At 56.7% G+C, this 25,187-nt stretch carries 23 protein-coding genes, 2 tRNA genes and 1 rRNA gene; 7 read left to right on the top strand and 19 right to left on the bottom strand.

Translation table 11 applies throughout. From position 1 onward, the window contains the following. Positions 1 to 2: 2 nt before the first annotated feature. Complete coding sequence (locus UR289_RS00130) at positions 3 to 1,346, bottom strand: Na(+)-translocating NADH-quinone reductase subunit A (protein WP_320708944.1); 1,344 nt, start codon at positions 1,344 to 1,346, stop codon at positions 3 to 5. A 298-nt stretch (positions 1,347 to 1,644) separates the two neighbouring features. Between UR289_RS00130 and dpaA the strand changes: the two genes are divergently transcribed. Beyond that, positions 1,645 to 2,385 carry a peptidoglycan meso-diaminopimelic acid protein amidase gene (gene dpaA, locus UR289_RS00125; protein ID WP_033144698.1) on the top strand — a complete coding sequence of 247 codons (741 nt, stop codon included), beginning with the start codon at positions 1,645 to 1,647 and terminating at the stop codon, positions 2,383 to 2,385. Here the strand turns inward: dpaA and UR289_RS00120 are convergent. Both UR289_RS00120 and lpcA read right to left on the bottom strand, forming a co-directional pair. Then, positions 2,356 to 3,123 (bottom strand): class II glutamine amidotransferase, encoded by a 768-nt coding sequence (locus UR289_RS00120; RefSeq protein WP_023310496.1) that lies wholly within the window; start codon positions 3,121 to 3,123, stop codon positions 2,356 to 2,358. The genes dpaA and UR289_RS00120 overlap by 30 nt on opposite strands. Before the next feature lie 49 nt (positions 3,124 to 3,172). After that, complete coding sequence (gene lpcA, locus UR289_RS00115; protein ID WP_010427884.1) at positions 3,173 to 3,751, bottom strand: D-sedoheptulose 7-phosphate isomerase; 579 nt, start codon at positions 3,749 to 3,751, stop codon at positions 3,173 to 3,175. 239 nt (positions 3,752 to 3,990) lie between these two features. On the opposite strand from lpcA, the gene fadE reads away from it, so the two are divergent. Further along, entirely contained in the window at positions 3,991 to 6,435 is a 2,445-nt protein-coding gene (gene fadE / locus UR289_RS00110) for an acyl-CoA dehydrogenase FadE (RefSeq protein WP_320708943.1), read from the top strand. A 108-nt stretch (positions 6,436 to 6,543) separates the two neighbouring features. Continuing rightward, positions 6,544 to 7,314, top strand: a complete 771-nt coding sequence (locus UR289_RS00105; protein WP_320708942.1) for an amidohydrolase — start codon at positions 6,544 to 6,546, stop codon at positions 7,312 to 7,314. Positions 7,315 to 7,365: 51 nt separating this feature from the next. On the opposite strand, the gene UR289_RS00100 is transcribed toward UR289_RS00105, so the two are convergent. From UR289_RS00100 to dnaQ, 9 genes are all read right to left on the bottom strand, one after another. After that, on the bottom strand, positions 7,366 to 8,967 hold the full coding sequence (locus UR289_RS00100) for a gamma-glutamyltransferase family protein (RefSeq protein WP_196354813.1): 1,602 nt from the start codon (positions 8,965 to 8,967) through the stop codon (positions 7,366 to 7,368). Between the two features lie 9 nt (positions 8,968 to 8,976). Next, complete coding sequence (locus UR289_RS00095) at positions 8,977 to 9,852, bottom strand: ABC transporter permease (RefSeq protein WP_029739694.1); 876 nt, start codon at positions 9,850 to 9,852, stop codon at positions 8,977 to 8,979. A gap of 2 nt (positions 9,853 to 9,854) precedes the next feature. Further along, entirely contained in the window at positions 9,855 to 10,796 is a 942-nt protein-coding gene (locus tag UR289_RS00090; protein WP_320708941.1) for an ABC transporter permease, read from the bottom strand. Between the two features lie 18 nt (positions 10,797 to 10,814). Further along, the gene (locus UR289_RS00085) at positions 10,815 to 12,329 is read right to left on the bottom strand and encodes an ABC transporter substrate-binding protein (RefSeq protein ID WP_320708940.1); all 1,515 of its coding nucleotides are present in this window, start codon (positions 12,327 to 12,329) and stop codon (positions 10,815 to 10,817) included. A 2-nt stretch (positions 12,330 to 12,331) separates the two neighbouring features. Beyond that, a complete protein-coding gene (locus UR289_RS00080; RefSeq protein ID WP_320708939.1) occupies positions 12,332 to 13,414 on the bottom strand; it encodes an oligopeptide/dipeptide ABC transporter ATP-binding protein in 1,083 nt (360 codons plus the stop codon). Then, positions 13,411 to 14,424 carry an ABC transporter ATP-binding protein gene (locus UR289_RS00075; protein WP_320708938.1) on the bottom strand — a complete coding sequence of 338 codons (1,014 nt, stop codon included), beginning with the start codon at positions 14,422 to 14,424 and terminating at the stop codon, positions 13,411 to 13,413. Before UR289_RS00075 ends, UR289_RS00080 begins: the two co-directional genes overlap by 4 nt. Continuing rightward, positions 14,421 to 15,140: a FadR/GntR family transcriptional regulator gene (locus UR289_RS00070; RefSeq protein WP_023334601.1), complete on the bottom strand. Its 720-nt coding sequence runs from the start codon at positions 15,138 to 15,140 to the stop codon at positions 14,421 to 14,423. The genes UR289_RS00075 and UR289_RS00070 overlap by 4 nt, the downstream gene beginning before the upstream one ends. A 379-nt stretch (positions 15,141 to 15,519) precedes the next feature. Further along, positions 15,520 to 15,596: transfer RNA gene (locus UR289_RS00065), tRNA-Asp, on the bottom strand. Positions 15,597 to 15,728: 132 nt separating this feature from the next. Next, entirely contained in the window at positions 15,729 to 16,460 is a 732-nt protein-coding gene (gene dnaQ, locus UR289_RS00060) for a DNA polymerase III subunit epsilon (RefSeq protein WP_055703371.1), read from the bottom strand. A 64-nt stretch (positions 16,461 to 16,524) separates the two neighbouring features. On the opposite strand from dnaQ, the gene rnhA reads away from it, so the two are divergent. Further along, the gene (gene rnhA / locus UR289_RS00055) at positions 16,525 to 16,992 is read left to right on the top strand and encodes a ribonuclease HI (RefSeq protein ID WP_023334599.1); all 468 of its coding nucleotides are present in this window, start codon (positions 16,525 to 16,527) and stop codon (positions 16,990 to 16,992) included. On the opposite strand, the gene UR289_RS00050 is transcribed toward rnhA, so the two are convergent. Beyond that, positions 16,989 to 17,708: a class I SAM-dependent methyltransferase gene (locus tag UR289_RS00050; RefSeq protein ID WP_023310484.1), complete on the bottom strand. Its 720-nt coding sequence runs from the start codon at positions 17,706 to 17,708 to the stop codon at positions 16,989 to 16,991. The two genes, rnhA and UR289_RS00050, sit on opposite strands and share 4 nt — an antisense overlap. Positions 17,709 to 17,740: 32 nt before the next feature. On the opposite strand from UR289_RS00050, the gene gloB reads away from it, so the two are divergent. Both gloB and mltD read left to right on the top strand, forming a co-directional pair. Further along, complete coding sequence (gene gloB / locus UR289_RS00045; RefSeq protein ID WP_320708937.1) at positions 17,741 to 18,499, top strand: hydroxyacylglutathione hydrolase; 759 nt, start codon at positions 17,741 to 17,743, stop codon at positions 18,497 to 18,499. Between the two features lie 68 nt (positions 18,500 to 18,567). After that, a complete protein-coding gene (gene mltD, locus UR289_RS00040) occupies positions 18,568 to 19,932 on the top strand; it encodes a murein transglycosylase D (RefSeq protein ID WP_032661729.1) in 1,365 nt (454 codons plus the stop codon). A gap of 52 nt (positions 19,933 to 19,984) precedes the next feature. Here mltD and UR289_RS00035 read toward each other — a convergent pair whose 3' ends face one another. The 3 genes from UR289_RS00035 to UR289_RS00025 all read right to left on the bottom strand — a co-directional run bounded on the left by UR289_RS00035 (position 19,985) and on the right by UR289_RS00025 (position 22,946). Further along, complete coding sequence (locus UR289_RS00035; RefSeq protein WP_320708936.1) at positions 19,985 to 20,758, bottom strand: class I SAM-dependent methyltransferase; 774 nt, start codon at positions 20,756 to 20,758, stop codon at positions 19,985 to 19,987. 75 nt (positions 20,759 to 20,833) lie between these two features. Continuing rightward, positions 20,834 to 21,634 carry an endonuclease/exonuclease/phosphatase family protein gene (locus UR289_RS00030; protein WP_024909448.1) on the bottom strand — a complete coding sequence of 267 codons (801 nt, stop codon included), beginning with the start codon at positions 21,632 to 21,634 and terminating at the stop codon, positions 20,834 to 20,836. A 136-nt stretch (positions 21,635 to 21,770) separates the two neighbouring features. Beyond that, positions 21,771 to 22,946, bottom strand: coding sequence for an MFS transporter (locus UR289_RS00025; protein WP_211437652.1), 1,176 nt, complete (start codon positions 22,944 to 22,946; stop codon positions 21,771 to 21,773). A 104-nt stretch (positions 22,947 to 23,050) separates the two neighbouring features. Here UR289_RS00025 and yafC point away from each other — a divergent pair, with 104 nt between their 5' ends. Next, positions 23,051 to 23,956: a DNA-binding transcriptional regulator YafC gene (gene yafC, locus UR289_RS00020; RefSeq protein WP_033144685.1), complete on the top strand. Its 906-nt coding sequence runs from the start codon at positions 23,051 to 23,053 to the stop codon at positions 23,954 to 23,956. A gap of 29 nt (positions 23,957 to 23,985) precedes the next feature. On the opposite strand, the gene dkgB is transcribed toward yafC, so the two are convergent. The 3 genes from dkgB to rrf form a co-directional block, all read right to left on the bottom strand. Beyond that, positions 23,986 to 24,789, bottom strand: a complete 804-nt coding sequence (gene dkgB, locus UR289_RS00015; RefSeq protein WP_320708935.1) for a 2,5-didehydrogluconate reductase DkgB — start codon at positions 24,787 to 24,789, stop codon at positions 23,986 to 23,988. A 160-nt stretch (positions 24,790 to 24,949) separates the two neighbouring features. Next, a tRNA-Asp gene (locus tag UR289_RS00010) sits at positions 24,950 to 25,026 on the bottom strand. Positions 25,027 to 25,081: 55 nt separating this feature from the next. Beyond that, positions 25,082 to 25,187: ribosomal RNA gene (rrf, locus tag UR289_RS00005) — 5S ribosomal RNA — on the bottom strand; the annotation flags it as partial.

The following is a 25,187-nucleotide window of genomic DNA, read 5'->3' as shown; positions in this document are numbered from 1 at the left end:
GGTTATCCTTCCTGCTCAATGCGGGTTAACACCTCGCGCAATACCGGTCCATACTCATATTTGCCCGGACAGACATAGGTACAGAGCGCCAGATCTTCCTCGTCAAGCTCCAGACAGCCCAGAGCCTGCGCGCCGTCGGTATCGCCAGCAAGCAGATCGCGCAGCAGCACGGTGGGCAGAATATCCAGCGGCATGACGCGCTCGTAGTTGCCAATCGGGACCATGGCGCGCTCGCCGCCGTGCGTGCTGGTTGAGAAGCTAAACAGCTTATTACGCAGGAAGTGGCCCAGCGTGGTTCGGGTGACGGAGTATTTTTCCGCGCCTGGAAGAACCCAGCCAAACAGCTCTTTTTCACGCCCTTCCTGCACAATGCTGACCTGCAAATGGAAGCGTCCCAGGTACGCGTGCGCATTCGCCGCATGGCGGCCGCTGAGGACCGAGCCGGAAATCAGGCGGTTTTCGCCCTCTTTCGTTTCCCCCACCAGCAGTTCATTGATGTCAGCACCCAGCAGCGTCTTCACCAGGCGCGGATTTGCAGCCTGCGGTCCGCCGATGGCGATTATCCGTTCAGCGCAGAGTTCACCCGTAGTAAAGAGCTTACCGATGGCGATGACGTCCTGATAATTAAGGTGCCAGACCTGTTTCGTCAGGCTGACTGGCTCAAGGAAATGGATGTGCGTCCCGACCAGCCCCGCCGGATGCGGGCCAGAAAATTCATTAAACGTGACCTGCCCCAGCGGATGCCCGCCAGGCTTGCCGCCGCCGGCCTGGCAAACGTGCACTTTTCCGGATGTGAGGCGGGTTAAAACGGTTAGACCAGCATCAAAAGCTTTTCGCTGCGCCAGGATAATCGGTTCCGGGTCCACGCTGAGAGGGTTGGTGTCGATGGCCGTGACGAAAATCGCGGCAGGCTCCGTGCCCGGAACAGGGGTTTTGCTGAAGGGACGCGTACGAAGCGCGGTCCATAAACCGGATGCCAGGAGCTGATCCTGAACGGCGTCACGGTTCAGCGACGCGAGTTCTGCGGTGTCGTAATGGGCAAACTCACGCTTTTCATCGCCCTCAATGCGGATAACCACCGACTGCAGAACGCGCCGTTCGCCACGGTTGATGGCCACAACGGTGCCGCTCGCGGGGGCCGTGAACATCACGCCGGGATTTTTTTTGTCCTCAAAGAGCGGCTGTCCTTTGATAACGCGATCGCCCTCCTGTACCAGCATTGAAGGACGCATACCCAGGTAGTCTTCGCCCAAAATGGCGACATGACGGACACTTGCGCCTGTCGAAACGTGCTGCGCTGGCACGCCTGCAATCGGCAGATCAAGTCCTTTTTTAATTTTAAACATGTGGTTAGCAGGTTTCCATGAACAACAATCCAGTGGGCGCAAAGTGTAACATTTTCCCCTTCACGCGGGCAGGGAATCCGCCGTCACGCGCGCCAAATTGCGAGCTAATGCGCAAAGTTCCTGGAGCCATCGCAATTTTGATGGTTTATAAAGTAAAACTAATTTGTAAACTCACCGCCCGGCTCTTGCGAAAATCTATAGCGGTGCTAATGTGAGCGCTCCTAACAGAATAATCTGATTTCGGGTCTCTTTTGCCGTCCTGGCAAGTTGGTCATGGTTTTATCAAGGAACTAGTAGTATGCGTAAAATCGCATTGTTCATTGCGATGCTTCTGATGCCGTGCATGTCGTTTGCCGGACTGCTCAGCAGTAATAGCTCAACGACGCCGGTCAGCAAGGAATATAAACAGCAGTTAATGGGATCGCCGGTTTATATTCAGATCTTCAAGGAAGAGCGCACTCTCGATCTGTTTGTCAAAATGGGCGAGACATATCAGCTGCTTGATAGTTACAAAATTTGTAACTACTCCGGCGGACTGGGGCCAAAACAGCGTCAGGGCGACTTCAAAAGTCCGGAAGGGTTCTACAACGTTCAGCGCAGCCAGCTCAAGCCTGACAGCCGCTTCTATAAAGCCATTAACATCGGCTTCCCGAATGCCTATGACCGTGCACACGGTTATGAAGGTAAATATCTGATGATCCACGGCGCCTGCGTGTCTATCGGCTGTTATGCGATGACCGACTCCGGCATTGATGAGATTTTCCAGTTCGTGACGGGCGCGCTGGTCTTTGGGCAGCCTAACGTACAGGTCAGCATCTATCCGTTCCGCATGACGGACGCCAACATGACGCGTCACAAGTACTCATACTACGCGGATTTCTGGAAACAGCTGAAGCCGGGTTACGACTACTTTGAGCAGACCCACAAGCCACCCGTGGTCTCTATCGTCGATGGCCGTTACGTGGTCAGCAAACCGCTGAGCCACGAAGTCGTCCATCCACAGCTGGCATCAAATTACACGGTCCCCGAGACAAAATAGCACCCACTCGCCTGGCATAATCTTTTGCCAGGTTTCGTTGCCCGTCAGCGGCTGCGTTGCGATAACAGTGACCACATCGTTCGGTGTGGTCTCCTTCTGAAAGTCTATCTCCACATCCTGATCGAGCAGCGTCGCAACGCCAAACGGCGCACGGCGGGTGATCCAGAACAGATTCGTCGAGCAGAACGCCATCACATAGCGGCCATCAGAGAGCAGCATGTTGAACACGCCTTTTTCACGCAGTTCAGATGCCAGCGTCGCGATGTATTTGAACACGGCAGTCATGTTGCCGGGCGTGCGGGGATAGCGCTCCGTCAGCTTGTGCAGCAGCCAGCAGAAGGCTTTTTCGCTGTCCGTCTCGCCGACCGGGCGGAAATTGCCCGTCTCCAGCGACTTATAGCCCGTGAGCTGCCCGTTGTGTGCATAGGTCCAGTTACGGCCCCACAGCTCGCGGGTAAACGGATGGGTATTTTCCAGCGCTACTTCGCCACGGTTAGCCTGACGGATGTGGGCGATCACCGAGCGGGACTTGATGGGATAGTCCTGCACCAGTTTGGCAATCGGTGAGTTAAAGCTGGGCTGTGGATCTTTGAACGTGCGACACCCTTTGCCTTCGTAAAAGGTGATGCCCCAGCCGTCTTTATGCGGCCCGGTTCCTCCACCGCGCTGAACCAGCCCGGTGAAGCTAAAACAGATATCGGTTGGCACATTGGCGCTCATCCCGAGCAGTTCGCACATAACAACACCTCCACAACAGCGGGGGGCACCGGAGCCCCCCAGCGAAGTCTTACTTAACCATCTCTTTTTCGATCAGCTGGATCAGGATGTGGATCACTTTGATGTGAATTTCCTGAATACGGTCAGCATAACCGAAGTGCGGAACGCGAATTTCGACATCCGCTGTACCGTCCATCTTACCGCCATCTTTACCGGTCAGGGTGATGACCTTCATCCCTTTTTCACGCGCGGCGGCGATCGCTTTGATCACGTTGCCGGAGTTACCAGAGGTAGAGATCCCCAGCAGCACGTCGCCTTCACGGCCTACCGCTTCAACGTAGCGGGAGAAGATGTGGTCGTAACCGAAGTCGTTGCCTACGCAGGAGATGTGGCTTACGTCTGAAATCGCAATCGCCGGGTAGCCCGGGCGGTTTTCGCGATAGCGTCCGGTCAGCTCTTCTGCGAAGTGCATAGCGTCACAGTGGGAGCCGCCGTTACCGCAGGAAAGCACTTTGCCACCGGCTTTGAAGCTGTCGGCCAGCAGGACCGCTGCGCGCTGAATAGCGTGAATATTGGCATCATCTTTCAGAAAGTTCGCCAGCGTTTCCGCCGCTTCGTTCAGTTCGTTACGAATAAGATCCTGGTACATGAGGATAATCCTTCAGTATTGATGAAATAACACAGTGGAGTGTACCGGATAGCGGGAAAAGCGAGAAGCTAAAGCCATGCGAATCGTCCGGCGTTTTGATTTTTTGTGCCGGCTAAAACGCGAACAATGTGAACCAGGTTGTAATTATTTTGTAAACACATTGCTAAAGGAAATAACATCAACTACAACCATATCATCACAAGTGGTCAGACCTCCTACAAGCAAGGGAGCTTTTCTTTATGATGATTTTGAGCATTCTCGCAACCGTTGTTCTGCTCGGTGTGTTGTTCTATCACCGCGTAAGTTTATTCCTGAGCAGCCTGATTCTTCTGGCCTGGACGGCTGCGCTTGGCGTCGCAGGTCTCTGGAATATTTGGCTTTTAGTCCCTCTTGCCATCATTCTTCTGCCGTTTAACCTGGCCCCGATGCGTAAATCAATGATCTCTGCGCCGGTGTTCAAGGGCTTTCGCAAAGTGATGCCGCCCATGTCGCGTACTGAAAAAGAAGCGATTGACGCGGGCACCACCTGGTGGGAAGGCGATCTGTTCCAGGGCAACCCGGACTGGAAAAAGCTGCATAACTATCCGCAGCCGCGTCTGACCGCTGAAGAGCAGGCCTTTATTGACGGCCCGGTGGAAGAAGCGTGCCGTATGGCAAACGACTTTGCCATCACCCATGAAATGGCCGATCTGCCGCCGGAGCTGTGGGCGTATCTGAAAGAACATCGCTTCTTCGCGATGATCATCAAGAAAGAGTATGGCGGCCTGGAATTCTCCGCTTACGCTCAGGCTCGCGTCCTGCAAAAGCTGGCTGGCGTCTCCGGGATCCTGGCGATTACCGTTGGCGTGCCTAACTCCTTAGGCCCGGGCGAACTGCTGCAGCATTACGGTACGGAAGAGCAGAAAGATCACTACCTGCCGCGTCTGGCACGCGGTCAGGAAATCCCTTGCTTCGCGCTGACCAGCCCGGAAGCGGGTTCCGATGCAGGCGCGATCCCGGATACCGGCGTGGTCTGCATGGGCGAGTGGCAGGGCGAGCAGGTGCTGGGCATGCGCCTGACCTGGAACAAGCGTTATATCACCCTGGCGCCAATCGCCACCGTGCTGGGTCTGGCCTTTAAGCTCTCTGACCCGGAAAAACTGCTGGGCGGTGAAGAAGATCTGGGCATTACCTGTGCGCTGATCCCAACCTCTACTCCAGGCGTTGAAATTGGTCGCCGTCACTTCCCGCTGAACGTGCCGTTCCAGAACGGTCCAACCCGCGGTCAGGACATCTTTGTGCCGATTGACTACATCATCGGTGGCCCGAAAATGGCCGGTCAGGGCTGGCGCATGCTGGTGGAATGTCTGTCTGTGGGCCGCGGCATTACCCTGCCGTCGAACTCAACCGGCGGTCTGAAGTCGGTCGCGATGGGGATTGGCGCTTACGCCCACATCCGCCGTCAGTTCAAAATCTCCATCGGCAAGATGGAAGGTATCGAAGAGCCGCTGGCGCGTATCGCGGGCAACGCCTACGTAATGGATGCCGCGGCTTCTCTGATTACCTACGGCATTATGCTGGGCGAAAAACCGGCCGTGCTGTCCGCGATTGTGAAGTACCACTGTACCCACCGCGCGCAGCAGTCGATCATTGACGCGATGGATATCGCAGGCGGTAAAGGCATTATGCTCGGCGAAGGCAACTTCCTGGCGCGCGGCTACCAGGGCGCACCGATTGCCATCACCGTGGAAGGGGCAAACATCCTGACCCGCAGCATGATGATCTTTGGTCAGGGCGCAATCCGTTGCCATCCGTACGTGCTGGAAGAGATGGCTGCCGCGCAGAACAACGACGTGGATGCCTTCGATAAGCTGCTGTTCAAACATATCGGTCACGTGGGCAGCAACAAGGTACGCAGCTTCTGGCTGGGCCTGACGCGCGGTCTTACCAGCGCGACGCCGACCGGCGATGCGACCAAACGTTACTATCAGCATCTGAACCGTCTGAGCGCCAACCTGGCTCTGCTGTCTGACGTCTCCATGGCGGTGTTGGGCGGTAGCCTGAAGCGTCGCGAGCGTATCTCTGCCCGTCTGGGGGATGTGCTGAGCCAGATCTTCCTGGCCTCTGCGGTCCTGAAGCGCTACGACGACGAAGGCCGTCAGAAAGCGGATCTGCCGCTGGTGCACTGGGGCGTTCAGGATGCGATGTATCAGGCTGAACAGGCGATTGACGACCTGCTGGCGAACTTCCCGAACCGCTTCGTGGCGGGAGCCCTGCGCGCGGTGATCTTCCCGACCGGACGTCACCACCTTGCGCCGTCCGACAAGCTGGACCACAAGGTAGCGAAGATCCTGCAGGTACCGAGCGCAACCCGCTCCCGTATCGGTCGTGGTCAGTATCTGACGCCGACGCCGCATAACCCGGTGGGTCTGCTGGAAGAGGCGCTGCTGGACGTGATGGCTGCCGATCCGATTCATCAGAAAATCTGTAAACAGCTGGGCAAAAACCTGCCGTTTACCCGTCTGGACGAACTGGCAAAACAGGCGCTGGCCGGCGGCATTATCAATAAAGATGAAGCCGCGCTGCTGGTGAAAGCCGAAGAGAGCCGTCTGCGCAGCATTAACGTGGATGATTTCGAGCCGGACGAGCTGGCGACGCAGCCGGTAAAGCTGCCGGAGAAGCACCGCAAACCTGAAGCGGCGTAACGCGTTTCGCTTATACAAACCCCGCCTCGCGCGGGGTTTTTTATTGCCACATTTTCTCGTAATGACGTGCTACAGTGTCAAAAAGCGGTCTTTTGAGGAGTCTGTATCGTGCCTGGTTTGAAGATTTCTATTTTGCAGCAACCTTTAGTGTGGATGGATGGCCCCGCCAACCTGCGCCACTTTGATCGTCAACTGGAAGAGATTACCGGGCGTGATGTGATTGTCCTGCCGGAAATGTTCACCACCGGATTCGCCATGGAAGCGGCACAACAGTCAATGCCTCATGATGAGGTTGTCGCCTGGATGCATGCCAAAGCGCAGCAGACCAACGCGCTGATCGCCGGGAGCGCTGCCCTGCAAACGGATCGCGGGCCGGTGAACCGCTTCCTGCTGGTGGAGCCGGAAGGGAAAGTGCATTTTTACGATAAACGCCACCTGTTCCGCATGGCGGATGAGCATCATCACTATGAAGCGGGTCACGAGCGCGTGGTGTTCGAGTGGCGCGGCTGGCGTATTTTGCCGCTGGTCTGCTACGACCTGCGCTTCCCGGTGTGGTCGCGCAACCGCAACGATTACGACCTGGCGCTGTATGTTGCCAACTGGCCTGCACCGCGCTCCCTCCACTGGCAGTCGCTGCTGGTAGCGCGCGCGATTGAGAACCAGGCGTACGTGGTGGGCTGTAACCGCGTGGGAACCGACGGCAACGGGCATCACTACCGCGGCGACAGCCGGGTGGTGAACCCGCAGGGCGAGATCATTGCCACCGCCGAGCCGCATCAGGCGACGCGCATTGATGCCGAGCTGTCGTTGACGGCGCTGCAGGAGTATCGCGAGAAGTTTCCGGCCTGGCAGGATGCAGATCCGTTTAGCATTGGCTGAAATTTTCCCCTCACCCCGCCCCTCTCCCAACGGGAGAGGGAGGATAAAACATTAACTCACCAGCGCCTGCCCGTCTTTGCGGCTTTCCGTCGCGGCCACGTAGTGTCCTTCCGGCAGGCGATAAATCACCTGCGCCCCGCCGAAGTTGTAATCCTGAAGCGGATCTTCCACCACGATCTGATGCCCCCGCTCTCGCAGCGCGGCGATAGTATTGCGATCGAATGTCGATTCAACGATCACCTCCCTGCCCTGCACCACGCGCCAGCGCGGGGCATCGATTGCCGCCTGTGGGTTTTGCCCGTGCAGCATAATGCGCAGCGCCATCTGCATGTGCCCCTGCGCCTGCATCGGGCCACCCATCACGCCGAAAGACATCAGCGGCTGGCCGCTGCCGTCCATCGCAAAGCCCGGAATGATGGTGTGGAACGGTCGCTTGCTGCCCGCCAGCGCGTTCGGGTGATTGGGATCCAGCACAAACCCGCAGCCCCGGTTTTGCAGGCTGATCCCCGTATCCGGCACCACAATGCCTGAACCAAAGCCCATGTAGTTGGACTGAATAAACGAAACCATCATCCCGCTGGCGTCGGCGGTGCTGATGTAGACCGTGCCGCTCTGCGTCGGGGAACCGTAAACGAAATCAGAGGCGTGCTCGTGATTGATAAGCGCCGCGCGCGACTTCAGATAATGGTCGCTCAGCAGCTCTTTCGCCGCGAACGCCATATGGTCTTCATCCGCCACGTAGCGGTCGAGATCCGCCAGCGCCAGCTTCATCGCCTCAATGGACAGGTGCAGGGACTGCACGGAATCCGGGTGATGCTTCTCAATGCCGCACTGCTCCAGAATGCCGAGCGCAATCAGCGTGGCGATCCCCTGGCCGTTTGGCGGCAATTCCTGCACCGAACCGCCCGCAAAGTCGCGCGACAGCAGCTCTACCCAGTCCACGCGGTGGTTTGCCAGATCTTCAGCCGTCAGGTGCGCGCCGTGTTCTTTGGCAAAAGCGGCAATTTTCTGCGCCAGCTCGCCGCGGTAAAAGGCTTCACCGTTGGTGCGGGCAATCAGCTCCAGCGAGTTCGCCTGCGCCGGGTTACGGAAGATTTCCCCCACGCGCGGGGCGCGGCCTTCCGGCGCGAAGCAGGCGCTGAAGCCCGGCTGATCTTTCAGCTTGCTATAGCCGCGCTGCCAGAGATGGCCAATCAGCGGGGAGACAGGGAAACCGTTGCGCGCGTAGTCAATGGCTGGCTGCGCCAGCGTGGTCAGCGGCAGCGTGCCGAAGCGTTCCGCCAGCGCGACCCAGCCGGATACCGCACCCGGCACGGTCACCGCGTCCCAGCCAATTTCCGGCACCGCGTTTTTACCGGCAAACAGATCCGCATGCCAGCTTGCAGGCGAACGACCGGACGCGTTGAGGCCGTGCAGCTTTTCGCCGTCCCAGACGATGGCAAAGGCGTCGCTGCCGATCCCGTTGCCGGTCGGCTCAACCACCGTCAGCGCCATCGCGGTGGCAATCGCCGCATCAACGGCGTTGCCGCCCAGCTGCAGCATTTTCATTCCCGCCTGCGCCGCCAGCGGTTGCGACGTGGCGACGGCGTTACGGCCCATCATTGGCGGGCGGCGTGAAGCGTAACCGGATGTAAAATCAAGCGCTTTGGTCATCATGACTCCTTAGTCGTGGCGCGGATCGAGCGCATCGCGCAGCCCGTCACCGAGTAAATTAAAGCCCTGCACGGCAAGGAAAATCGCCACGCCGGGGAAAACGGACATCCACGGCGCCTGCTCCAGAAACCCTTTCGCGGTGTTGAGCATGGAGCCCCAGGACGGATTGGGCGGCTGCTGCCCCAGCCCCAAAAACGACAGGCTGGCTTCGGCGATAATCGCCGAGGCAATCGCCAGCGTGGCCTGCACCAGGATCGGCGACATCACGTTCGGCAGGACGTATTTAATGATGATCCAGCGATCCGGCAGGCCAATCGCCCGCGCGCCGTCGATATACTCTTCGTTGCGAATGGCGATCACCTGGCCGCGCGTCAGGCGGGCGAAGATCGGCATCGCCGAAAGACCGATGGCGATCATGGCGTTCGTCAGGCTCGGGCCCAAAAACGCCCCCAGCGCGATCGCCATGATCAGGAACGGACAGGCCAGCAGCGCCTCGATAAACCGCGAGATCACGCCGTCCCACATCTTCTGGAAGTAACCCGCCACCAGCCCCAGCGGCACGCCGATGACCACCGCGATAACGACCGACATACAGCCTGCCATCAGCGAGGTGCGCGCACCCCAGATAATGCGGGATAAAATGTCGCGCCCCAGCTCGTCGGTGCCGAACCAGTACATCGCCGACGGCGCTTTGCGCACCGCCAGGAAGTTGGCTTTGACCGGGTCAAACGGGGCGATCCACGGCGCCAGCAGCGCCACCAGCACAAAGAATCCCACCACCACCGCGCCAATCACCGCGCTTTTGTTGGCGAGGAATTTCTTCAGCACCCGGTTCTGCGCGCGCGGCAGCGCGGGCGTAACGGTTTGCGTCGTCAGTTCCGCCATGGTTAACCTCGCATTTTCGGGTTGATAAGGACGTAGAGCACGTCGGCCAGCAGGTTGAGCATCAGGAAGCCGATCGCCACGATCAGCATCACGCCCTGCACCACCGCGTAGTCACGGTTAAATACCGAGTCGACGATCATCTTGCCGAAGCCCGGAATGGTGAAGACCTGCTCGGTCAGCACCGCGCCGCCCAGCAGCTCGCCAAACAGCAGCGTGGTGAGGGTGATGACCGGCACCAGCGCGTTGCGAAACGCGTGCTTCAGGATCACCGCCTTTGGCAGCAGCCCCTTAGCGCGCGCGGTGCGGATGTAATCCGCCTTCAGGACCGCAATCATCGAGGCGCGGGTATGGCGCATCAGCGTCGCCGCAAGGCCCGTTCCGAGCACGGACGCGGGCAGCAGCAGCGTGCGCAGGTTCTGGAGCGGATCTTCACTGAACGGCACGTAGCCGGACGCGGGCAGCCACTGCAGGTTCACCGAAAAGACCAGAATCAGCAGGATCCCCAGCCAGAAGTGCGGGATCGAGATCCCCGAGATCGCCACGAAGTTCGCCCCGTGATCGACCCAGCTGTTTTTGTTCACCGCCGCGAGGATCCCCATGCTGATGCCAAACACCAGCGCGATAATCATCGCCAGCAGCGACAGCTCCAGCGTGACCGGCAGCTTGCTGGCGATCAGCTGCGTCACCGGTTCGTGCGTGCGTAAGGAGACGCCCAGATCGCCCTGCAGCGCCCGCGTCAGCCAGTGGAAATACTGCACGGGGATCGGCGCATCGAGGTTAAGCTCCGCGCGCAGCTGGGCGATGACCGCCGGGTCGCGCTCCTCCCCGGCCATGGCGATTAGCGGGTCGCCGGGCAGCAGCTTTTGCAGCCCGAACACCATCATGCTTACCAGCAATAGCGTCGGGACGGCCAGCAGCAGACGTTTGCAAATCATTTCCAGCATGGGTTCTCCTCAGGACCTTTATTTCGCCAGCGTTAAACCCGCCAGACGCACGATGCCGTCCGGGTACGGCTTAAAGCCCTGCACGCTTTTGTTCAGCCCGAAAATGCGCGGCTCGAAGTAGAGGTAGGCAATCGGCATGTCGGTTTGCAGCTGCTTCACCACCTTGTCGTACAGCGGCTGGCGTGCGGCCTGGTCGGTGCTCTGGCGCGCCTGGGTCAGCCACTCATCGACCTGCGCGTTGCTGTAGCGGCCGTCGTTGAGCGTGCCTTTGCTGTTGATAAAGCCGTAGATGCTGCCGTCCGGATCCGGGCGTCCCGACCAGCCGGAGAAGCTCAGCTGATAGTCGCCGCTCTGCTGGCGGTCGAGCAGCGTGGCGAATTCGGTCATCTGCAGGTTCAGGTTAAATCCGGCCTCGGCGACCATCGCCTGCAGCACCTGGCCCACCTGCTGCGAGGTTGGGTTGTTCGGCACCAGCAGGTTGACGGTCAGCGGCGCGGCGACGCCTGCCGCCTTCAGCAGCGCTTTGGCTTTGTCAACGTCACGCGGCGGGACCGGCAGGTTAACGTGATACGGGCTGACCGGGGAAAACGCCTGGTTTGCCGGGGTGTAAAGCCCTTCGAAGACCACCTGGTTTAACGCATCGCGGTCGATGGCCTGAGAAAACGCCTCGCGCACGCGGGCGTCCTTGAACGGATCGTTGGCCGGCACCTTGCCGTTGTTGATGTTGAAGGTAATGCCCTGATAGCCGAGACCGGTTACCTTCGCCAGCGCCAGCTTGCTGTCGGCTTCGACCGTTTTAACGTCGCTGGCGGCGATGCCTTCGGTCAGGTCAAGATCGCCCGCCCGCAGGTTCGCGAGGCGCACGGAGGCATCCGGGATCGGCAGATAGATGATTTTGTCGAAGTGGTAGGCGTCTTTGTTCCAGTAGTTGTCGAAGCGGGTCAGAACGATGCGGTCCTGGGACACGCGGCTGTCGAATTTATACGGGCCGGAGCAGACCGGGTGGGCGGCAAAGTCCGGCTTTTTCGCCGCCTCCGGGGCCATCATTGCCCCGGCGCGGTCGGTGAGCTGCATCAGCAGCGCGGCATCGGGGGTCTTCAGGTGCAGCGCAATCTGCATCGGGCCGGTGACCTCGACCGATTCAACGGAGGAGATCTCGCTCTTACGCAGGGATCCTTTCAGGGTCAGGGCGCGGTCGAGGTTGTATTTTGCCGCGGCGGCATCGAATTTCTCACCGTCGTGGAAGGTGACGCCTTCGCGCAGATTGAGCGTCAGGGTTTTACCGTCGTCACCCCACGCCCAGTCTTTAGCCAGGCCGGGGACGACCTTCAGATTTTCATCCACGTCCACCAGCCTGTCGCACAGGGAGGCAAAGACGAAGCGGCCATAGTAGGTGCGCGCCAGATGCGGGTCGAGCATGTCCGGGTCAGCGCCCAGGCCGATTCGCAGCACGCTTTCAGAATGGGCGGGCAGCGCCGCGCCAAGCAACATAACACTTCCCAGTACGGTCAAAAGAGAATTACGCATTGTCATTATCATGAGTTCCTTGAAGGAAGGGACGAGTGAGTGGCCGCGTGTTCAAACAGCGCGCGGCGGCGCAGAAAGGCGGCGGATGGCGGTGCGATCTGAATAACGCTGCGATCGCGGTTGATCTCCTGCCAGCGATGACAGGCAACCTGACGCCCGCCGTCGAGCACCTGATTGATCGGCTCAACCTGGCGGCATTCATCGGTGACGTACGGGCAGCGGGTGTGGAAACGGCAGCCGGACGGCGGGCTGGCCGGGTTGGGCAGATCCCCCTGCAGCAGCAGCGCGTCGCGCTCAACGCCCGGCTGCATCTGCGGTGCCGAGGCGATCAGCGCCTGAGTATAGGGATGCAGCGGCGCGTCAAAAATCTCGTCGACGTTGGCAAGCTCGACGATTTGCCCGAGATACATGACCGCCACGCGGTCGCTCATATGGCGGATCACCGCCAGGCCGTGGGCGACAATCACCATCGTCAGCCCCAGCTGGTGCTTCAGGCTCTCCAGCAGGTTAACCACCTGCGCCTGAACGGACACATCCAGCGCGGATACCGGCTCATCGCCCAGCAGCAGCTTCGGTCCCGAGGCCAGCGCGCGCGCAATGCCGATACGCTGGCGCTGCCCGCCGGAAAACTCGTGCGGATAGCGCCCGGCCCAGGCGGCAGGCAGGCCCACGGTTTTAAGCAGCTCGGCAACGCGATACTGACGGTCCGCTTTTTTCATGTTCTGGTGCAGCCACAGCGGCTCACCGACGATCTGCTCCACCGTCATGCGCGGGTTGAGCGAGGCGAAGGGATCCTGAAAAATAATCTGCAGCTCGCGCCGGAGCTGGTTCAGGCGGGCACCGGAGGCGTCGGTGAACTCTTCACCCTGGTAAAACACGCGCCCTTCGCTGGCGGCCAGCAGGCGCAGCAGCAGGCGGCCGAGGGTAGATTTCCCGGAGCCGGACTCGCCGACAATCGCCAGCGTTTCGCCCGGCATCACGGCAAGCGAAACGCGATCGACCGCCGTGACAAAGCGTGCCGGAGTAAAGAGTTTTTTGGGGCCGGGGAAAAGCTTGCTGAGGTCACGGGCTTCAAGAATGGGCGTGGTCATGCGATTTCTCCCAGGGCAATGTGCTGTTCGAGCGGCACGCGGAAGCAGGCGACCTGATGGCCCGCGCCGAGCGCGGTGAGCTGCGGTTTTTCATCATGGCAACGCGACTGCGCAAACGGACAGCGGGTGGCAAAACGGCAGCCTTTCGGCATGGATTCCGGGAGCGGGACCGCGCCGGGAATGGTGGAGAGCTGGCCCTTGCGTGCGCCCAGCGAGGGGATCGACCCCATCAGGCCGATGGTGTACGGGTGCTGCGGATCGGCGAATATTGCCTCCACGCTCCCCTGCTCCACCACCTGCCCGGCATACATCACCGCGACCTGCTGGGCGACTTCTGCCACCACGCCCAAATCGTGGGTGATCATCAGCACCGCCGTGCCGGTTTCCTCTTTTAAGGCGTTGAGCAAGGCGAGGATTTGCGCCTGGATGGTGACGTCGAGCGCTGTGGTCGGCTCGTCGGCAATCAGCAGTTTAGGGTGGTTAATCAGCGCCATCGCAATCATCACGCGCTGGCGCATGCCGCCGGAAAGCTGGTGGGGATATGCTTTCAGGCGCATCTCTGCCGCCGGGATCTGCACCTTCTCGAGGATCTGCAGCGCGACCTTCATCGCCTCTGCGCGCGAGACGTTCTGGTGCCGCATGACCGCTTCGCTCAGCTGATCCCCCAGCGTGAACGCCGGATTGAGCGAGGTCATTGGCTCCTGAAAAATCATCGCCAGCTCGCTGCCGCGCAGATCGGCATACTCGCGCGGTGAGAGCTTTCGAAGGTCGTGGCGGCGAAACTGCATCTCACCGCTGACAATCTGCGCGCTGGCGGGCAGTAACCCCATCAGCGCCAGTGAGGTAATACTTTTCCCGCAGCCGGACTCCCCCACCAGCGCCAGCGTTTCGCCCGCCCTGACGGTCAGCGAGATACCATCAAGCACGCTAACCGGCGAGCCAGCAAACGTAACGTTGAGGTTTTGCACCCGCAATACGGGTGTGGCGTCCTTAAAGGGTATTGTCGTCATGGCGTGAAGTCGTCCTCAAGGTGGATCGCCTGAATCAGGGCGGTTTGCAGGCTGAGCAGGTGTTCGCGCATGGCGGCCGCGGCTTCATTAGGCTGGCGATGGATAATCGCAGACATGATCTTATGGTGGTGGTCGTTATAGCTGTCGACACGTTCGGGCGTGCGGGCTAATTCGCGCAGATGCTGCCAGCCCGGTTCGCGCCGAACGGCATCAATGGCATCAAACAGGCCGAGCATCAGACGGTTGCCCGCCGCCTCGGCAATCGCCCGGTGAAAGGCGCTGTCCCAGAGTTCGTTGAGATCGCGGTCGTCCGGGCTGACCTTGTCGATGCGTTCCAGCATGCGCTGCATAAGCGCGAGGTTTTCCCTGGTGGCACGCAGTGCCGCAAGCCGGGCTAAGCCGGGTTCGAGCTGTAGACGAGCTTCCATCACTTCCAGAAGGTTGGTCTGCTGAACCAATCCCTGAAGGGCCAGCGGTTCAACAGGTGCCGCCGGGCCAATAAAGGTCCCTTTGCCCTGCTTACGCCAGATGCGCCCCTCTTCTTCCAGCACATCCAGCGCACGACGCACTTCACGTCGTCCTACGCCGAGAGTGTCCGACAGCTCACGTTCCGTGGGCAGCGGTATGCCTGGTGTTGACTCATGCTGGTTGATAAGCCCGCGCAACTGCTCAAGCGCGGTGCTGGAATTGGCCAGAAACCGTGACGGTTTTTCCATATTGGTTCGCTCGCTTTCATCATGACTTTATTTTTATTAACGATAAGTTATTGATATGGAATGAAGCTTATCGTGCTAATGATTAAGCAATAACCAAACCAATACGCAATTGGTTCGGTATATTTTTGGAAAGCAGGAGATAACCAGATGATTCTGCGTGAATTATTTTAACAGAAAGAAACATTCTGAATGAGGTGCGAAGAGAGGAGTGATGGAGAAATGCACAATTACAGTGCAAATTATGCACTATATCCGTGCAATTGTTAATAAATTGCACTATGAGTATTAACTTTTTGTTAACGATAAGGGAGAGAATGAGATTACTGAAGGCTGAAACGACGAAGGCCTGAATCATTTCTGATTCAGGCCTCCTGAATAGTGGCGGAACGGACGGGACTCGAACCCGCGACCCCCTGCGTGACAGGCAGGTATTCTAACCGACTGAACTACCGCTCCACTGTTCCCGTTTGGGGAACGAGGCGCATATTACGGTGCGCCTCCGATCTCGTCAACGCTTTTTCTCACGTTTTGAATCGTTTGCTGCAAAAATCGCCCAAACGATGATTTTACAGGCATTAAGGCGTTTTTTCAGGCGCGCCACAAACAGCTGCCGCCCTTCTTCTGGACCAGATCAAGCCGGGATTCGTGGTTAAGAAGCTCTTCGTCACTGGCTAAAATAACCCGCAACCGACTGGCCTGACGGACAACACGCTGAATGCCCGCTTCGCCTTGCGTCTGCTGGGATTCATTTTCCATACTGAACTTCATTGACGTCTGCCCGCCGGTCATCGTCAGATAGACATCGGCCAGGATCTGGGCATCGAGCAACGCCCCGTGGAGCGTTCGCTTGGTATTGTCTATCTCGTAGCGCGAGCAGAGTGCATCCAGGCTGTTACGCTTGCCGGGGAACATCTTCCTTGCCAGCGCCAGGCTGTCCGTCACCTTACAGAAGGTGTTCGTCTTCGGAATATCACGATTAAGCTTGCTGAATTCATAATCCATAAAGCCGATATCGAACGATGCGTTATGGATGACAAGCTCGGCGCCCTTGATGTATTCCAGGAACTCGTCAGCGACATCCGCAAAAGTCGGCTTATCCAGCAAGAACTCATCGGCAATCCCGTGAACGCCGAATGCTTCCGGATCCACCAGCCGATCGGGTTTGAGGTAGACGTGGAAGTTGTTCCCCGTAAGACGACGGTTCACCACTTCAACGGCACCGATCTCGATGATCTTATGCCCCTCGTAGTGCGCGCCGATCTGGTTCATACCGGTGGTTTCGGTATCGAGGACAATCTGGCGAGTAATTGCAGTGCTCATAGCGGTCATTTATGTCAGACTTATCGTTTAACTGAACGTTTCGAATACAGGAAGTCTACCAGAGATGCGTAAACAGGTAGAAATTTTCACCGATGGATCTTGTCTCGGTAACCCAGGACCCGGCGGCTACGGCGCGATTATGCGCTATCGCCAGCACGAAAAAACCTTTAGCGAAGGCTATTTTCTGACCACCAACAACCGAATGGAATTGATGGCGGCCATCGTGGCGCTGGAGGCGTTAAAAGAACATTGTGACGTGGTGCTAAGCACCGACAGTCAGTACGTGCGTCAGGGGATCACCCAGTGGATCCATAACTGGAAAAAACGCGGCTGGAAAACCGCCGATAAGAAGCCGGTCAAGAACGTCGATCTCTGGAAACGTCTTGATGCTGCGCTGGGCCAGCACCAGATTAAGTGGGAGTGGGTTAAAGGCCACGCAGGCCACCCGGAAAACGAACGCTGCGACGAACTGGCGCGTGCTGCGGCATCCAATCCCGCACATGAAGATGCGGGCTATCAGCCCGACGTCTAATCGGTTTTTTTGTACTGCCGCGTGGCGCCCACGGTCTGGCGGATGGGCGTTTTCGACTTGCTCTGCTTCATGGGGTTAAGCGTAAGGGGAATGGTTCGCTTACGCGCAACGATAAACTGCAAACAGCCCAACGCGGGGAGGTGGGTGCTCAGTACCACGCCCCCCTGCCGCGCCCAGGGCAGCACCTGAAAACCACCGTAGCAGAGCACTTCAAAATTCAGCAGTGAAAGCCAGTCGAGCTGACGCATCATCGTGAACATTCGGCTGTTGTAAGGTGGAGTCCGGCGTAGCACCGGTACCAGCTTACGCAGGCCCATCAGGCTTAGCGGATTGAATCCGCTAAGTACCAGCCAGCCGTCATCAATCAGCACGCGATCGGCTTCGCGAAGCAGACGATGCGGATCGCTGCACCAGGGTAGCGTATGTGCGAGCAAACACGCATCGACGGATTTTTCCGCAAACGGCAGATGCAACGGGTCTGCTTTCACCTGAACCGGCGATCCGCCGAGAGAGACGTTAACCTGATGCGAGATAGCGCAGCTTTCGGTATTGATTTCCGCGCTGAGATTGCCAATCTTAAGCAGGTGAAAGCCATACATTTTCGCGAGCCAGGGCTTCAGCTGCTGTTCTAACGCTTCGCGATAGTATTCACCCCAGGGCAATTCCGCCCAACGTTCCGGTGCTGCGACAGTCTGAGGTATCCTTGCCGGTTTCATCAAAACACCCGCCACGCTCTAAGAGGTAATGTATGAATCTTATCAGTATTCCAGCGTTTCAGGACAATTACATCTGGGTTTTGGTTGACGACGATCGCCGCTGCGTCATTGTCGATCCCGGAGAATCCGCCCCTGTACTGCACGCCATAAAAGAGAACGGCTGGCAGCCAGAAGCCATTCTGTTGACGCATCATCATAACGATCACACTGGCGGCGTGCCTGAACTGCGCGCTCATTTTACGCATCTTGTGGTTTACGGACCGGCAGAGGCACAAGATAAGGGAATCACGCATGTAGTCGAAGAAGGCGAAAATATCCTCATACGCGAGTGGGAGTTTTCCGTATTTGCCACACCGGGTCACACTTTGGGACATCTGTGTTTCTACAGTAAGCCTTATCTTTTTTGCGGCGATACGCTCTTCTCCGGAGGCTGCGGAAGACTGTTTGAAGGCACGTCATCTCAAATGTATCAGTCTTTACAAAAGATTAACGCGCTACCCGATGAGACGGTCATTTGTTGCGCCCATGAGTATACATTAGGAAATATGAAGTTTGCAGTGAGCCTCTTACCCGAGGATCGAGCGATTCAGGATTATTATCACAAAGTGAAGGAGTTACGTGCAAAAAACCAAAAAACACTCCCCGTAATTCTGAAAAATGAGCGCCAAATTAATTTATTTTTACGCACAGATGATATTGATTTAATTAACAAAATTAACCAAGAAACAAATTTGCAACAACCAGAACAACGATTTGCATGGTTAAGGTCAAAGAAAGATAACTTCAGATAATTGCGGGTTGCCTTTTCAAAATTTCGCCGTTATCATCGCTCGTCTTTTAAGCAACTATTGACACACACATGAAGGCAAAAGCGATATTACTCGCCTCTGTCCTGCTTGTAGGTTGCCAGTCGCAAAACGGCAGCAACGTACAACAGCACGCACAGAGCCTTTCTGCAGCTGGTCAAGGGGAAGCAGGGAAGTTTGCAAGTTCGGCGCGCTGGATGGACGATGGAACATCTTACGCGCAGGATCAAGACTTGTGGACCTCTATTGGCGACGAGCTAAAGATGGGAATTCCGGAAAATCCCCGGATTCGCGAACAGAAACAGAAGTATTTAAGTAATAAGAGCTATCTCCACGATGTAACGTTACGGGCAGAGCCGTATATGTACTGGATAGCCGGGCAAGTTAAGAAACGTAACATGCCTATGGAGCTGGTACTCCTACCCATAGTGGAGAGCGCTTTTGACCCACACGCGACGTCTGGCGCCAATGCCGCAGGCATTTGGCAGATCATTCCGAGCACCGGGCGAAACTATGGTCTGAAACAGACCCGCAACTATGATGCGCGTCGCGATGTTGTCGCTTCAACGACAGCCGCTCTCGACATGATGCAACGTCTGAACAAGATGTTTGACGGCGACTGGCTGTTAACGGTCGCAGCGTATAATAGTGGCGAAGGTCGTGTACTGAAGGCAATGAAAGCGAATAAAGCACGGGGTAAATCCACCGATTTTTGGTCGCTCTCACTGCCACAGGAAACAAAGATTTACGTACCGAAAATGCTGGCATTGAGCGATATACTCAAGAACAGCAAGCGTTACGGTGTACAACTGCCAACACCAGACGAAAGTCGTGCACTGGCGCGTGTTCGCCTCAGTAATCCGGTTGATATTCAACAGGTTGCTGATATGACGGGTATGTCGGTAAGTAAATTGAAAACCTTTAATGCTGGCGTTAAAGGCTCAACCCTGGGGGCAAGTGGCCCGCAGTATGTAATGGTTCCGCAGAAACATGCTGAGCAGTTACGCGAGTCTTTAGCTTCTGGTGAAATCGCCGCCGTTCAGTCAACGCTGATCGCGGATGCATCATCAGTTAACAGCCGCAGCTATAAAGTTCGTTCAGGTGATACGCTTTCGGGCATTGCGTCACGTCTTGGCGTGAATGCGAAAGATCTGCAGCAGTGGAATAATCTGCGCAGTTCCGGCCTGAAAGTGGGTCAGACTCTGACGGTAGGTGCAGGTAGCAGCGCACAGCGTCTCGCCAGCAACAGCGATAGCATTACCTATCGCGTGCGCAAGGGCGATTCACTGTCCAGTATCGCAAAACGGCACGGCGTGAACATCAAGGATGTGATGCGCTGGAACAATGATACTGACAATCTGAAACCTGGCGACCAGCTGACGCTGTTTGTGAAGAACAGCGCGACGCCAGACTCCTGATAGCACGATCGAAAGATAAAAAGGCACCGATTCCCCTCGGTGCCTTTTTTGTTTATTCCGCTTTTTGCGCTTCAGCCATGATGGTATCGCTGGTAAACGAGCCATCGTCCTGCAGTTCAAAGTACGCCTTTACCTCCGCGGACGCACTCTCCTGATACAGTCTGATCGCCTGGCTCAATGCTTCCGGGGTGCGCATACGCGCGATCCAGGAGCTGAACTCCAGCGGTAAACGATCGGTAATCAACGCGCGCGCGATCAGCCCCGCTTCAGTGATAAGCGACAACCACTCTCCGCTGGCGTAATTTTGCACGTGCGAGGTATCGCGCAGCGCTTCTACCGTCTGCAGCCAGATATTGCGCACCGGGTGTCCGGGAGACATCACATCCATAATGATGAAGGTGCCGCCCGGCTTCAGAACACGTTTGACCTCGCGCAATGCCTGGCCGACATCGTGCCAGTGGTGCGCGGAATAACGGCTGATCACCACCTCAAACGATGCATCATCGAACGGTAAGGATTCGGCATAGCCCTGGCGCGTATCGATGTTGTTCAGCCCTTTCGCTTTTGCCGCCCCGGCAACGACGTCCAGCATCTGGCTCGATAAGTCATACGCGGTAACATGCGCGACCTGCTGCGCAGCCGTAAAGCTGGCATGCCCTGCCCCGCAGCCTAAATCCAGCACGTGCGCCTGCGGGAACGCCGCCAGACGTTCGCCGAGACGCACCAGATCGCGGCCAGAAGCATGCACGGCACTGCTCAGATAGGCACTTGCCTGAGAACCAAACTGTTTTTCTACGTTGTCATGATGGGAGCGTGTTGTTGTCATCGTACTGTCCTTTGTGAGTGAAAAATAAAGGGCAGCACCCGCACAGGCCTGCCCCACGGCAGACCTGACACACCATTATTTATCAGGTTTGCCGGGACTGAATTCGACTAGTAGAGGGTTATGATCCGAGGCGCGCGTCACCAGAACCGAGGCGTCGTGCACGCTCAAACCACGATAGAAGACAAAATCGAGAGGACGACCAAAGGCTTTTTTGCGCTGGTCATCGCTAAAACGAACTTCACGCAGCGACATTTCGCGCGCAAAGCGATACAGCGCATTCATGCGCGGACGGCTCCAGGCATTGAAATCGCCGGCCATAATGATGGGCCCGCTGTGATGGGCAATCTGATCGCCGATCGGAAGTAACTGCTTACTGTAGACATCCACGCCCAGGCTGAAGTTTACCGCGTGGATATTCACGACCATCAGCATTCGGGTATCCGGCAGCGGATAGACCGTCACCAGCGCCGATTTTGCCAGACGCAGGATAGGTTCACGTTCGCGCAGCGGGCAGCAATAGACCGGATGTGCTGCTGAAAGCGTCATCACACCTGAGGGGTGTTGCGGCAGGACAAATGCAGGCACCTGGTCGGCGGCAAGATAGTTCGTGGTGGCAAACCGTACCAGCTCAGGAGTAGTTTGCGCCTCCTGGAGCAGAACCAGGTGGGCATCTTTTCCAAAATTCTTGAGTACCGATAACCATTCGGCACGCTGCTGCTTAAAGATATTCCACACCAGTACACGGATTTTCTCATCGCTGCTTAACGGTGTGCCGGCGGGTAATGCCTGGCTTATGCTCGCAAATGACCCCGGAGGCAAGATCCTCTCCGCGGGCATTCCGGCAACATAACGCATGGCATAGGTATTTTTTCGCACTTTTGGAAACAGCCTCTGTAACATGAACCAGCCCGGAAAACGGACTGGTTCTAATGTTATAGGGACTTTAGGTCATACTTTCAACGCAATTTCTGAGAAACCGCTTTCCAGTTTTGTAAGCAAGCACTTACTGATGTTACCCCAGCGCGACCCGGGCTGGCTTATCGAGACGTCCACTCAGGCCAATCAGCAGGAAGGCGACCAGGACAATCACCGCGCCAATCCACGGGGTCTGGGCTAATCCAATATGCGCTACGGTTTGTCCGCCAATGATGGAGCCCAGCGCAATGCCGATATTAAATGCGGCAATGTTCAGACCGGACGCCACATCCACCGCATTTGGCGTATAGAGCTCGGCTTTCTGGACAACGTAAACCTGAAGCCCGGGGACATTACCAAAGGCAAAGATCCCCATGACCAGCACAGTGACCAGCGCGGCGTAGTGTACCGAAGCCGTGAACTGGAAAATCATCAGCAGAACCACCAGGGCGGCGAAGATGAATTTCAGCGCCGGTACCGCACCATGCTTATCCGCAAGCTTGCCGCCCCAGATATTGCCAATAGCAACGGAAATACCGTATCCCAGCAAAATCCAGCTCACGGCATTGGGTGAAAAGCCTGCCAGGTCCTGCATCATCGGCGCCAGGAAGGTGAAAGCCGTGAATACGCCGCCATAGCCCAATGCAGTTACCGCGTAGATAATCAGCAAACGCGGATGCGTGAGCACCTTCAGCTGATCGCGCAGGCTGGCGCTCGCCCGGCCTGGGATATTCGACGGTACCAGCAGCAGGCTGGTCACCAGGGCGATGGCACCCAGTAAGGAGACGGCCAGGAACGTTTCACGCCAGCCGAAGTGTTGTCCGATAAACGTTCCCAGCGGTACGCCCGTAACGAGTGCGACGGTCAGTCCACCAAACATGATCGCAATCGCTGAAGCCGCTTTCTCTTTGGGCACCAGGCTGGTTGCAATGGTGGAACCAATCGAGAAGAACACGCCGTGTGCAAGGCCGGTTAACAGACGCGCAATCACTAGCGTGGTGTAGTCCGGCGCCTGCCAGGCCAGAATGTTGCCAGCGGTGAACAGCACCATCAGCGCGACTAACAGCTGCTTACGCGGAAAACGTCCGGTCAGGGCCGTCAGCACTGGCGCACCGACGGCGACGCCCAGGGCGTAGATAGACACCAGCAATCCGGCGGAAGGCAACGAGATCGCAAGCTGGTTAGCAATAGTGGGAACCAGACCCACGATAACAAATTCGGTCGTGCCAATTGCGAAGGCACTGATCGTCAGGGCAAGTAGCGCCAGTGGCATAAAATACTCCGTATCATCAGGATTAAGATGACAGGCAGTATGCGCCAGTGCTTAAATAACAAAAATGGTCAAAATCTCAATAGAATTTTGCAGGTGGTGCAAAAATGAAAGCAACATCGGAAGAGCTGACAATCTTTGTCGCCGTCGTTGAAAGCGGCAGCTTTAGCCGCGCGGCCGAACAGCTGGGTCAGGCTAACTCAGCCATCAGCCGTTCGGTAAAAAAACTGGAGATGAAGCTTGGAGTGAGTCTGCTTAACCGAACGACGCGGCAGCTGAGCCTGACGGAAGAGGGAGAGCGTTACTTCCGCCGCGTGCAGTCGGTATTGCAGGAGATGGCTGCAGCGGAGACGGAGATTATGGAGACCCGCAGCACGCCGCGTGGGTTGCTGCGCATTGATGCGGCCACGCCGGTTGTGCTCCATTTTCTGATGCCGCTGATCAAACCTTTCCGCGAACGCTATCCGGAGATGACGCTATCGCTGGTCTCCTCAGAGACGTTTATCAACCTCATCGAACGGAAAGTGGATGTGGCTATCCGGGCGGGAACCCTGACAGATTCAAGCTTGCGTGCCCGCCCTCTGTTTGCCAGCTACCGCAAAATTATCGCATCGCCAGAGTATATTGCCGAACATGGTAAACCGGAGACGGTTGAAGAATTGAAGCAGCATCTGTGCCTTGGCTTTACGGAGCCGGTGTCGCTGAACACCTGGCCTGTCGCCTGTCATGATGGTCAACTTCATGAAATTACCTGCGGATTATCGTCAAACAGCGGGGAAACGCTGAAGCAGCTGTGTCTCGAAGGAAATGGTATCGCCTGCTTGTCAGACTATATGATTGATAAGGAGATAGCCCGGGGTGAACTGGTGGAGCTAATGGCCGATAAACGTCTGCCGGTAGAAATGCCTTTTAGCGCAGTGTATTACAGTGACAGAGCGGTGAGTACGCGCATTCGTGCCTTTATTGACTTCCTGAGTGAACATATAAAAACAGCTCCCGGAGGAGCTGTGTGAGGGTTCAGGTTACAGAGGGTGGGTCAAACTTAATCCCAGTCAGGAGCTAAACCTTCCGGGCTTACCAGGCGATCGTTGCACTCCAGCGCTGCGATCGCTTTTTTATCGTCAGCATCCAGATGAAGATCCATTGCTAACAGGTTGCTGGCCAGGTTTTCACGCTTAGTTGATGATGGGATCACTGCATAACCTTCACCCATTGCCCATGCCAGAATCACCTGCGCAGCAGTGGCGTTATGTTTCTCTGCAATACGCGTAATTACTTCATCTTTCAGAGCTTTACCGTAGGCCAGCGTCATGTATGAAGTGATGTGGATCCCGTTCTGTTTTGCCCAGTCCACGACTTTACGGTTTTGCAGGTATGGCGACAGCTCAATCTGGTTAGTCGCAATATTTTCTGCACCAACAGCAGCAATGGCTTTTTCCATCAGCGGAATGGTGAAGTTGGAGATCCCAATTTCGCGGGTTAAGCCCTGCTCTTTCGCCTCCAGCAGCGCCTGCATGAATTCTTCTACTGAGACGGCATCATTCGGTGAAGGCCAGTGGATAAGGGTCAGATCTACGTAGTCAGTACGCAGTTTTTTCAGACTCTCTTTCAGGCTAGGGATCAGCTTATCTTTGCTGAGATTCTCAATCCAGATTTTCGTGGTGATAAACAGTTCTTTACGCGGTACACCACTCTCTTCGAGAGCTTGTCCAACGGCAGCTTCGTTTTCATAGATCTGTGCCGTATCAACTGCACGATAACCCAGTTTGAGTGCGGTTTTAACCGATGCGATAACAACGTCGTCTTTCAGGCGGAAAGTGCCCAGACCAAATGCAGGGAGAGTCATACTATTCCTCAATCATTATGTTCGTAAACTGAGGAAGATTATCGCTGGCGTTGTTATAGAGAAAAAGATCGCAAAACGCAGAGGATTTTTGCTAATTTCGCAATAATTAAACGTCAGATAAGAAAAAAGCCCTGAGCGTGAGCTCAGGGCTTTTAATAAGTGGCGGAACGGACGGGACTCGAACCCGCGACCCCCTGCGTGACAGGCAGGTATTCTAACCGACTGAACTACCGCTCCACCGAAGACTGCTGTAACCACCGGATTTATGCACCGGCTTACTACTTAATTTGATGCCTGGCAGTTCCCTACTCTCACATGGGGAGACCCCACACTACCATCGGCGCTACGGCGTTTCACTTCTGAGTTCGGCATGGGGTCAGGTGGGACCACCGCGCTAA

Origin of the sequence: Enterobacter sp. 302C9, assembly GCF_034106085.1 — a bacterium.
GTDB classification, from domain to species: Bacteria; Pseudomonadota; Gammaproteobacteria; order Enterobacterales; family Enterobacteriaceae; genus Enterobacter; species Enterobacter asburiae_B.
Note: the sequence above shows the minus strand (reverse complement) of the source record. Positions and strands in the feature narration are given on the sequence as shown.